General features: G+C 68.9%; 4 protein-coding genes. All 4 read left to right on the forward strand.

The window, feature by feature from the left end; all coding sequences use genetic code 11:
* The 4 genes from ACSVC7_RS27995 to ACSVC7_RS28010 are packed head-to-tail and all read left to right on the forward strand — an operon-like array spanning window position 1 to window position 11,925.
* On the forward strand, window positions 1–2,100 hold the full coding sequence (locus ACSVC7_RS27995; protein WP_448207783.1) for a hypothetical protein: 2,100 nt from the start codon (window positions 1–3) through the stop codon (window positions 2,098–2,100).
* A complete protein-coding gene (locus ACSVC7_RS28000) occupies window positions 2,094–2,501 on the forward strand; it encodes a hypothetical protein (RefSeq protein WP_448207784.1) in 408 nt (135 codons plus the stop codon). Before ACSVC7_RS27995 ends, ACSVC7_RS28000 begins: the two co-directional genes overlap by 7 nt.
* Complete coding sequence (locus ACSVC7_RS28005) at window positions 2,498–3,823, forward strand: hypothetical protein (protein ID WP_448207785.1); 1,326 nt, start codon at window positions 2,498–2,500, stop codon at window positions 3,821–3,823. Before ACSVC7_RS28000 ends, ACSVC7_RS28005 begins: the two co-directional genes overlap by 4 nt.
* The gene (locus ACSVC7_RS28010; protein ID WP_448207786.1) at window positions 3,820–11,925 is read left to right on the forward strand and encodes a hypothetical protein; all 8,106 of its coding nucleotides are present in this window, start codon (window positions 3,820–3,822) and stop codon (window positions 11,923–11,925) included. Before ACSVC7_RS28005 ends, ACSVC7_RS28010 begins: the two co-directional genes overlap by 4 nt.
* Window positions 11,926–11,952: the final 27 nt, after the last annotated feature.

The following is an 11,952-nucleotide window of genomic DNA, read 5'->3' on the forward strand; positions in this document are numbered from 1 at the left end:
ATGGCGAACACATGGTACGCCCTGGGAACCGTAGCGCCGCAGCGTGCCCTCGACGCGCTGCTCGCGCTGGGCCCGGCGGCGATGAAGCTGGATGCGGGCGGCGTGCTGGTGCGGGCGGAGCCGGAGGGATGGTCGTTCGTCTGGAGGTCGTCGACCGGACGGCACGGCGCACCGGTCGGCGGGTTGTACCAGGAATTGAAGAACGTCCACCCCGCGATCGGCATCGAACCCTTCCACGGCGAGATCGCGTCCCAGCCCATCCACCGGATCGGACATGCCGCGGCACTGCTGCTGTTGAACCCGACGCCAACCCACCGGGATCTCGCGTACCCCGCGCCAAAGCATTCCCTGGTCGTCGCCCATCGGTGTCCCCCGCGTGACGCGGTCAGACTGTTTGGTGCGCTCGGCCAGCATGCGACCGCCCTGACCCTGCATGTCCGCCAGGATGCCGGCGGCCGGGACGTGGTGCTGTTCCATGCCCTCGACGATGCCAGCCGGCGCTCGTCTCTGGAGTCCCTGCGTCGGAGCGGACGCCTGTCCTCCGTTCAGACGCTGCGTCCCTTCACCCGTCACGGACGGACGCTCTTCCTTCCCGGCGGGGCGCTTCCCTCCGCCTCGCTGCTCGACACCGTCCTGCGCCTGTGCGCGGTGGCACCCGGTCTGTTCGACCTGGAGCCGCAAAGCCCGACCGCGCCGGACCATGGGCTGCAATTCGCGCTGTTCCGCGTGCCCGCCGCCCGGCCGGATGGCGTCGAAGAAGCGGTCCTGGTGCCGCTGGTGAACGCGGTGTTCCGGAAGCATCCCTCCTTGTGGCCGGAAAACGGCCGGGTGGAGGTGACGGTCGCACCGCCTCCCAGCGATGACGACGCCCTCGAACGTCTGGCCAGAACGCTTTCCAAGGCGGCCGGCCGTACCGGCTATCGGCTCGAACTCCATCGCATCTCAAGCCGCCAGACGTCGCAAGGAGAGATGGATGCGCTGTTGAAGCGGCTGACGGAGCTGCAACAGCGCTACGCCATGCTGTCCGGCGAGCGGATGGCCCGGCCCCGCCTTCTGCGCTTTCCCCACGGACAGTTGGAACGGCTGGCCACGCTGCTGCGCCGACTTCCGATTCCGGAAGGCGGTGCGAACGGCGTGCGCTACGCCATGGATGCGCCGGTGCACGCCGAACCGCAACACTACCTGCTGATCGACAGCGCCCGCACGGCCCTGCCCCCAAGCGCCGGCTTCTGGAGCGACGAGGAAAGCGGCGTTGCCGAGTTCGTTGCCGATCCCTTCTGGAGCCATCATTACGGGTCCCAGAGTGAAGGCATGCACATCTTCGTTCCGGCACGGCACGCGCTTTTCCCCGTCCTGCACGGCTGGACGCGCGCAGATGCGGAATCGCACATCCGCGACATCGTGCAGGGCTGGCTGACGGAGCAAAGCGGTGAGGCGGTGGTGCCTTCGCGCCCCTTCTACGTTTTCGAGAGCGCGCGCGATACGGAGGATCGCATCCGGCTGCGCGTGTTCGACGCGCAGGCGTTCCGGCCCCTGGACCGAAGCGTTCTTCACTGGATCGCCGACAACATCGAACTGGGCGCCGCGGCCACCGCCGGGATCGCGGAGCGGAGCAGCGTGCTGGCGGCCGCTGCGGACCACGCGGCGGCGTTGCGGCTGGCGCAGGAGTTGTCGGAGCGAAGCGCTGCCGCGCAAGAGCGGCTGAACGGCCTCGCCGCCGCCATCCATGACGAAGCCGTCGGCCAAGGCGACGGTCTTCTCAGCGAGGTGGAGGGCGAAGTGGCCCGGATCGCAAAGGCGGCGGAGAAGGCGCTCGGCGAACTCGACAGCTTCCGGAAGCGGCTGGCGGTCATCGAAGGCGTGCGGGACGAGGCGCAAGCCCTTCTCGACCGCCTCGACCGCGGCCATTCCGCGGCCGTGCAGGCGGCGGAACGTTTGACCGCCAGCGACTCCGACATGGGCAAACGTCTCGACGCACAACTGAAGGAGATGGAGGCCGCGGCGTTGGAGATCGATTCCCAAGTGCAGGCGCAGCTTCGCCGGCTGGCCACGGTGATCGCCACCCTGCGCGGCCGGATCGCGGAGAGTTGGTCATGGTGACCGTTCCCCCATCCGGACCTTCACGCGAGGCCTTCTGGCAACGCTTCGAGGACGAGCGGTCCCGGGCTGGCAAGACATTGGCGGACGGCGAGACGGTGGCGGCCGGTGCGCGGGCCGACATCGCGGCACGCAGCCGCGCGGCGACGCGGGCAATGGACGCGATCCAAGGCCGCCTCCTGGTCAGGCGGATCAAACGCGCCCTTTGGGGTGCCACCGTGCGTTTCCGCGCCTACCGACTGCACGCCATGGCCCGCCAGGCACCGCAGAGCCGGCCGATGCGGGCCCTGCGACTGCGCATTGCCCTCCTGAGGCTGCGCCTGATGATCCCACGCATTCTCGCGGCGGTCGCTGTCCTCGGGATGCTCTGGGGTGCGCTTCGGCTGTGGGCGGTGACCGGATGACGGACACTCCCCAGCCGATGGAACCGACTTTTCGTTCGCCGCTGCTGGCGCCGCGCGACCAGGGTTCCGCCTCACGCCCACGCCGCCGGTCAGCGCGCAAGCTCGCGATCCTCCTGGCCGGCGGGGCGCTCCTGGTGGTTCTGGCAGCCGGCACGGTTGGACGGTGGTGGGCGCCTTCGGGACCGGGCGCTTGGCTCTATGCCATGCACGACGGCTTCTATCTGCCGCTGAAGGGCAACCTCTGGACCCGGCTTTACCCTGCCAGCGCCATCGTGGCCGGCGCGATCGGACTGGTAGCGCTGGTCCTCTCCTTTCGGCAGCGGGTGTTCGGCCCGCTCCACCGGCATTGCCTGAAAGCGCTCATAGCCTTCCCCGCCAGCCATGGCCTTCTTGCCGGCTGGGTCGAGAAGACGGCCGGCACGCGCCTGGCGCCGCAAATGCTGTGCAAGGCCGTGGACCTGGAGAGAAGGCGCTGTCTCGATGCGGTCATCGCGGCGTTGCGCGCCGGGCGGATGCCGGAGGAACCGGCCGAGCGCCTGATCGCGCTGACGCGGCTTCTGCTTCGGACATCGTGCGTCTGCATGCCCGCGGCTGAACGGGCTCTGGAGGGTGCGGCCACCGTGCTCGAAACGCTCGTCTGGCGCCTTCTGGCGCCGCCGGCCCTTGGCCATCCGCTGGAGATCCCGGACGGCTTTGCCGGGCTGACGTCCTGGGCGGCGCAAGCGGGCGTTCCGGCTTCCGGTTCCCCCGCCGATCCAAAGGCCAGCACGGCGTGCGGCGGCGCTCCGGCAGCTGCGCCGGATCCTTGGGATGCCTGGGATTTGGTCGATGAAGCCGGCCGGTTGCTTCAGGCGATGCTTGCCCCGTCGGTGCATTTTTCGTCCGAGGCCTTCATCGGCCGGGTCCTCGACCGCGTGGATGCGTTGGAACACCGAAGCGCCGTCCCCGGACCGACGACGGCCCTGTCGCCGGGCGTCGAACGGCTGGCTTTCCTGATCGCGGCGGCAACCGCCATGCAGACCGACGCCGCTTGGCTACTGGCGGCCCACACGGATGCGTTGCAGGCGGCACGCTTCGCCGATGATTGCCGGAGCGCGGCGGCGGCGCCTGAGCCCGCCCCGGCGGACACGCTTGCGCTCGACGAGGCATGGCTGGTCGCGGCGTTAACAGCGCGCGCGAACCGCTCCTCGATCGTCGCCTCCGGGATCGATGAGACGCGCGCCCTCTTCGGCGCCAACGCGTGCACCGAACTTCTTGCGCTGGACCGGATGAGAGCCGCCGCCGCCGCATCGGAGCCGGGCGATGACGGAGAGGGACCATGAAGGAAGCGAACACCAACCTGGCCCACCTGCGCGCCCGGCTCGCGGCCGACAGGGAAGCGTCCTGCACCCAAAGCATGGGCCACATGCCGCTCCGCCAGAGAATCGACCCCGGATCGATCCTTCTTTGGGCCGGGCTGGTCGCTGGCTTCTCCGCTCTGGTGGCCCTGGCGTTCCTGGGGGCCTCTCTGCTCGGCTGGCTTGAAAGACCGGGGGCGGCGCCTTTGCCCGACGAACGGCTCCTCGGCAACCTGCGCGACGGGATTGCCGAGCGGCCTTTCCTGGATGCCGTGGCGCACAACGACGGCGCGCTGTACGTCAGCCGACGGGGACAAGTCGTCCATCGCTGGTCGGCCAGCACCGGACTTTGGTCCGACGAGACGGTGGCGGATTCCGGGCTTACGTCGGATCTGGTGGCCCTCCAGTCCGGCTGCGGAGAGGACGCCACGGCGGCACGACGCCAGCCATGCCCCGTCGAGGACACACTGTGGGGATTGAGCCAGCGTGGCGGACTCGCCCGGCGCCAGGGAGGCGTGTGGACGGCGGTTTTCGCCGACAACCGCTTTCTCGACCGCAACGGCCATCCCGTGAAGCAGGACGACGTGACCGCCGTTGCCGCATCGCCCGATGGCCTTTGGCTGTTGCTGGCAACGAACCGGGGCGAGGTCGGCCTGTACCAACGCCGGACCCGCCGCTGGTTTCCGGCACCGGCCGTCGCCGCCGTGGCTGTCGCCCGCTGGAGCGGCAATCGCTTCTGGCTGGGAACGACCGAAGGCCTCGATTGGATTCTGCCGGACGAGAAGCCTTCGCGTGGCAAGGCGGCCGACGGAAACGGAAGCGCGATCACCGGGCGGATCCGGGATTTGGCGACCAGCGGAACGGAGTCCCTGCTCGTTCTGGAAGAGCGCCCATGCCCGAAATCCTCCGGGCAATGCACCCGCCTGACGCGCGTACCGACGGCGCACATGATGGCCCGCCCAGTGACCCTGATCGACGAGGAGGCGTTGTTTCCCCAGCTCGACCTCGGGCGGATGCGTTTCGCGCAGTTCCAACAGGCCGACCTCGTCATCGCCGGCGATCCCGGGGTTTACGCCTACGACCAGCGCCTGCATGGCTGGCGCCAACTCGACGAGGGGCGGGTAAGCGCGGTTCTTGCTTCCACCGACGCCCGATCGTTCCTGTATGCGGCGGGTGGAACGGTGAGGCTGGTCGCCAACGGCGCGCTGTCCAGCCGTGCCTGGACATTGCCGGAAGGCCCCATCCACCGGCTCGCCGGCTACGACGGGATGACGCTGGCGCTCTCCCGGACGGGAAATCTGTACGGCTTGATGCCGAACGGCGACGTGCGGGTCTTGTGGAAGCCGGGAGCCCAGCCCATGCCAACCGACAGCCCGCAACGGATCGTCGGAGCCGGCGACCAGTTGCTTGTCGTCACGGCGCGAGAGGCGGTCCTTGCGGATATGGCCACGGGCGAGCGGCAGGCGCTGGAGCGCCGGACACTTCCCGGCTGGCTTGCCGACGCGAAATCGCCGGTGGCGGTGAACGGCAGTCAGATCATCGGGATGCGGAGCGGCGCAAACCGCACGGCGGTCGAAGCCATCGACCTCGTCCGCCCCGCGACGCTGAGCAATCCCTCCGCCACGATGCTCCCCGTGGGCGACGTGCAATGGCTCCGGCCCTGGAACAGGGGAGCGATCCTCGCCGATCGCGCCAACGGCCTCTGGTCCGTCGTCCCCGGCGAGACCGGGAACCGCATCGTCGGGGATCCCCTGCCGGCCGGAACCGTGCTGCGCGACGTGGTCGAGGACAGTGGGCTGCTGCGCTTCGCCACCGACCGGGGACTGGTAACCTATGACCCGCAAAGCCGTTCCTTCAGCGGTCCGACGTCGCAATCCGCCGACGGTGGGCGTTTGCGCCGCCTTGCGCGGCATGACAACCGGCTGCTCGCGGTATCGGACGCAGGCAGCTTGTTCGACCTGACGAATCCGGCCAGTCCGGTGCGCCTCATCGGTTCCGGCCGCCCTCTGCTGCTGCCGGAAAGCGGGCCGACCGACGCCATGAGCCTGAACGACACCCTGTTCCTGGGTGGAAACGGCGTCATCGAAATCTACGACATGGCCCGGCGCCGCGTGGAGGCGAACCCGCTTCGCCTCGGCGGATCGGCAGAGCCGGTCCGGTTTGCCGGTGTCAATGGAACGCTGCCGGTCTCCATGGCCGGTGACCGGGCCTGGGTGGGCGACAAGCCGCTCGCGCCGGATGCCGGCGGCGTGCGAACCGTGTTCCTGTCCGGCAATCGCATCTGGACCGTTCGGAATGGCGTCACCGGGCGCTACCTGCGCGGGCACCTTTCTTCCGCTCCGCTGGACCGGCAGCAGGACACCTGCCTGTTCCTGAACGCATCGTTGCCGGGCGCAACACGCGCCATTGATGCCCAGCCGGCGGGACCGGACCACCTCGTCGTGCTCACCGATGTCGGGCTCGCGGTTTACCACATGGCGGAGCGAAGCTGGCGGCGCATCGCTTCCGGGCCAGCTTCGCCGGAAGATCGGCTCCACAGCGTCGGGCGCCATCTTCTGAGGGCAACCAGAACGCAAGATGGCTGGCATCTCAAAGCCCTTGATTTGGCATCGCTTAAGCTTCCGGCAAGCTGTGAGTCCGGCTTCGCCTCCATGCACGAACGGGCGATCGGCGATGTCGTCGATTACGCCGTCCATCCGGCGGAAGGGCGTGTCGTTCTGCTGACGGCGGCCGGGGCCGTGACAACCTGGGCGGACGGGACCTCGGCCAGCCTGCTGTCCGCCAACCCGGCGCTTCCGCAGACGGACCGCTTCCTGCGTGTCGCGAAAAGCGGCGACAAGCTTCTGTTCGCCGCTCCCGACGCGCTCTGGCGGTACACGCCATCGTCCGGGGAGTGGCGGCAAATTTCCTTTCCCCTGCCTTCGTCCAGCATGGCGACCGATGTCGTCATGGAACCCGCTGCCGGCGGGGTCGTCGTCACCGCCGTGACCGCGACCGGTGAGCGGTTCACCGGATCGCTGAAGACGGACGCGACCCGGATATCCCTGACACCGATCGGGTCGCCCGTCGTTCCACCCTTGCCTCCCGACACCGGACCTCCGAGAGACATTCACCTCCAGGGCAACCGCTGGGTCTTTCTGTTCGACCGCCAGATACGCGGTTTCGATCCGGAAAGCCGGCGGTGGGCCTGGAGCGTCGAGTTCGAGAAGGCTGACCCAACGCGGCGTTTCGGTACGGTTGGGAACATGGCCGTCGTCACTGAACGGAATGGCCGGACCTGGTGGATCGCGAAGGGCAGGCTCGACGAACGGCATGGACCGGTCGCAAGCCTGTTTAACCGCTTCGACCAGAAGGAGGAAGACGCCGCCATCGGTTTCGATGGCCAAGGCAACCTGGTCCGCCACCGGACGGACGGAGCTGTCCAGTTCTGTCGTTTCGGCACCGGCGACGGCTTCCAGTGCCGGGCAGCGGTAGAGCCCGCACCGCTGCTGGAGCCGGATGTGGTGCGCGGCGCGTATCAGACGCGCGTCGCGGCCGGCACGCTGCTCCTCCTGTTTACCGACGGTGGCGCCCGCCTTTTGTTCGGGCCTTCGCCCGACGCCGAGACGAACTGGCGGGAGATTCCCTTGCGTGGCAGCATCGGTGCCGAACCGGTGCGTGGGGTATGGAGCGCGCCGAACGGATTCCGGCTGGTGACCGGAAGCGGACGCTTGCTGTCCATCGCCGATGACGGTTCCGTGGTCACAAGCCTCGAAGGCGTCACCGACATGGTCGCGATGTACGGCACACTCGTCGCCGTTCGTGACGACCAGGGCTTCTGGCTGAATGGCGGCGAACCGCGGGCGGTGCTCAGCCTTGCCACGAAGGCTCGGCTGTTGCGGATGATGCCGAACGGTGATTCCGCCGCACTGGACGAGGCCGGACGGCTGCTCGTCGACCTTCGGTGGGGTCGTCCTTCCAGCTACCGGCTGCCGAAGACTGTCGACGCCGCCGCCCTGCGGTCGGTGGTTCCCGGGCAGGGCGACGTTCTCGCCTGGGTGCAGGACGGAGCACGGCTGTTGTTCCTGGTGGCGGCTCCCTGTTCCGGCGACGGCCCGCCGGACGCAGCCCCGTGCACAGCCGTCCAGGACAGCATCGACCTTGGCGAAAGCCCGCCGGTCACCGCCGTCACCAAGATCCCAGGGGGCCTGTCGATCACGGTTCAAGGCGGCGCCACGCTCCGCGCAAGCCTCAACTCCGACCCCACTTCGCACGTTCGATGGGCCGTTTCCGAGGAAGGGGGGCGTACCGGCGCGTGGAGCGCGGCGCCCCTCCCCGACGAGTGGCCGAGACTGCGCGCGCGTGTCGCGCCCCGGCCGGACGGACGCCACGCGTTCGGCGCGGTGACCGAATTGCGCGGCGACGAGAAGGAGGGCTTGGTCGCCGTCACGCCGACGGGACGGCTGCCCCTGGCCGCGCGGGGCATCGTCGGGCCTCCGTCGGTGCCGCCGCTTTCGACCGACTGGTCGAGGTGGGATCCGGAGACGCGCCAGTTCATCGTTGCCTCCCCGACCGGAGAGACGCGGCTTTCCGCGGACCAGATGTTCGTGAACGGGCAGCCCCTGTTCGGAATGCCCGGCGTCGCGGTCGCGACCGACGACACGGGGACCACGACGGTCGCCACCGCGCTGGGGGTTTGGCGCTATCCCAATTCCCTGCTGTCCTTGAAGGCCGGGCGCATCACCTTTCAGCCGGCTTCCCTGTCCGGCAGGATCGTCGCCCTCCCCGGACGTTTCGTCGGCGAACGAGGATCGGCGGCCTACAGGCCCGGCACCCCGGCGGCGCCCGAGGCGGGAACGGTCGAGATCTCGGCCGGCAAACTCGTCCTTTCGGGCGATCAGCGATCCCCGGGCGTGACGGCGCGCTTCGAGCGGCAGGGCCAAACCATCGATGCCTTCGCGTCGTTCGGCTTCCGGTGGGACCGGCGGGAAGGCGTCGCTTGGCACGATGACGGTCCGTTGATCCTCTACACGGACGGTGCCCAGCCAGCCGGATCGCTGGACGGCGGGATTGCGCCCCCATCCACGGCCGGTCCGGGAACATTCCGGCGGGCTCCGGCGGGAAACGTGCTCTATCGGACCGAAACCGAGGTTTTCCAGTACACGGGAAAGCGCTGGAACCGGGAGGAAAAGCCCCCTTCCGACCGGCGGACGATCGTCTCCGACTCCGCATGGGAATGGTGGACCGAAAACGGCAGGGTGGTTGCGTCGTCTCGGGCATGGAACGTCCCGCAGATGCTGACCTCCGGAGGCGACGGCCTGGGGCTTGCGTCGGACCAGCTGGTGTCGGCCGCTGGAGACGGATCCGTCATGCTGCTTTCAACCTCCGCGGGAATCGAGCAGCATCCGGCGCAGCCGGCCTCGTCCTCCCCGGCCGTACGCCGCATTTCCGACATCCCTCGGGAGACGCTGGAGGTCGTGGCCGAAGCCGGCGTCAAGCCGTCCATCGTCACGCGCGCCGGTGGGGTGACCCTCCGGTGGAAGGACGGGGCCTTCGTTCCGGTCGAGTCCTCCGCCGACCCGCGTCTCAAGCGACGGCTGGTGTCCACCGGCCGGTTGCGGATCGACTGGGACCAAGGTGTTCTGCGCACCACGGTTCTGCTGCGGGCTCCGCAAGGAGCCGTGCAGGAGCGCTGGGCACCGTTTGCTCTCGGCCCGGCAGGCTTTCCTTTTGACCGTGTGTCGGCGGTGCAGTCCGCCGGACGCCGCCTTTATGTTGCGACCGACGCCGGACTTGCCATCGGAAAGCCCGATGCCGGGTATGCGCTGAGCGACATGGAGGCCCTGCTCGACCTCAACAAAGGGGACGGCGAAGCGCCCGAACCGGCGGTGCGGCTGGGCTATCCCTCCACAAAGCCCGATCGGCTGACCGTGACCAGCACGGGCCGCTGCTGGACGGTTCGAGGGACCGCCGCCGTGCCCTGCGAGCACCCCGGCGACCTCGACACGCGGGTCGCGGTCTCGACGCCCTTCTGGGAATGGCTGGATAGTGCCGGCACCGGGCTGCGCGGGCTGTACCGCGTGGCCGATCCGGCTGGTCGAGCGACAGCCCCTTACTCCGTCATAGTGGCGGGCGGGCGGTTCGGCCATGACCGGATCGCGGACGCCGCCGACTGCGACGGCACCACCACCATGCTTTGGGAGGATGGTTTGGTGACCCGGTATCCGCGCGACGAGACCGGCGTGACGGGGAACGCGACAACCTTCCGGGTGGCCGATCCGACGGCCCCCGCCCCGAAGGCGTCGTCGGCGCGTTTCGTCTGCCTGGACAAGGCGGTCGTCAACCGCGGGGTGACCATCGCTCCCGGACTTTATCTTTCGAACCCGCCGCAGCGGCCGCTGCGCTATGGCCGGGACTCGTGGACTTCGGTGGATGACGGGCGTGCGGCCGCCATGCTGGACCGCCGGGCACAGGAGACGCCGCCCTTCGTCCGGGGGGGCTTTCGCGTCGAAAAGTCCGGATCGGGAGCCGGAATCGTCGCCACGTTCCGCGACAACAGGGACATCTGGCGCCCTCTGAGCTGGTCGGAGGAACGCCTTTCGGTGCATCGGTTCGATGATCTGGCGGTTATGGCAAGCTCTGTCTGGGTGGCGACCCCGGACGGGCTGATCCGCTTCGCGGCCCCCGATTCCAGCCGACCCTGGCGCCTGGATCTGGACGATCCGGTCATTGTGCCTTGGCGGCCTCTGCTTTCCGAACCGTGCCGTGCGGACGAGATGCTGGTTTCGGAGGAGACCCTCGCCTTCCGGTGTCGGGAGGGCGAAAGGACGTACGCCGCCACGGTGGAAGGCAGCCGCGCCGATATGCGGATTGCCGTCCACAAGGGACCCGACCCCTTTTCCCTCCAGGCGCTCCCGGTCGCCCCGCCATGGGACGCCACCTTGGTCCGCCATCCCGGCGGGGACCAAAGACTGGACCTTCGACTGGCGGGAGAGACGCTGGCGCTGACCGGCGGACGCTTTCCCTTCGACCGGATCGAACGCCTGCTGTCGTTGCGTTCCGGCATCGTCGATGTCCTGAGCAAGGACAAAGGGTGGTATGAGGTGCTCGGTTCGGAACGGGACATGCTGCCGTCCGCTGCCTTTCGCCGTCCAACCGTATCCGGGTTCGATCCGGCCACGGCCGTGTCGCTGCATGCCGGCCTTCGCGACGGAAAGCCGGAGATGTGCGTGGCATCGGGAGCCAAGGGTTCGCCATCCGTCGTCCGGGCTCTTCCCGACGGCGCCCCTGCCGCGTCGTCTGGGGTTTGTGCCGACGTCCTGGCGAGCGCCGACGGTTGGGAATACCGTGTGGACACCGCTGGCGGCGCTCCGGCGGCTCTGAGGATCGTGGGTCACGACGGCAAGGGACGCACCGGGCAAAGACGCTTGTCCGCCGGCCGCTTCACGGACGACGCCGTCAGGGGATTTCCTGTTTTCGGAAGGGAACCCGATGGTTGGGCGCTTCATGTGCCCACGGCCTCCGGAGTGCAGATCATCGAGGCCGACGGGGCCTGGAAGGCTCGGCGCTTGCCGCCCTTCGATGGTCTGCCGGCAGAAGCCGCGCCAACGGCGTTGTACCGGTATTCCGATCAGAAAATCCAATATCTGACCGGGGATGGCCTGCACGACCTGTGGACCGGCACCGGCACCGCCGAGGGCGCTCGTCCGGGAACCGCCCCGCCGCAGCACATCGCGATCACCGACGGGCCTGGACATTCCGTGCGCATCCGCTGGACCACAGGACACTCTCCCGAGGGCGACGGGGCTTATGCAGAGCGGCTGAAGCGGCCGGTGATTGGCTTGGAACCGGCCATGCCGCGCCGGCAGTCGCCGGAAGTGGATGGCGCGGGCGATTCCGCCGCCGTCCTGCGCCCCACGCCGTCGGGCATCGGCGTGGTCCGGTCCAACCGGCTGGAGCGCGACATAACGCTTGCCCGATGGGCCGGGCGGCCGTTGCTGCCGATCAGGCTCACGAACATCGGCGACCGGCTGATCCTGGTCGAGCCCAACGAGATTTGGGAGATCGACCTCGGCGTGGCAACCGGGGGAAGCCACCCCCTTCCGTGATCCTGTCCATTCCTACGGGGCGCGGCG

The organism is Azospirillum mesophilum, assembly GCF_053470405.2.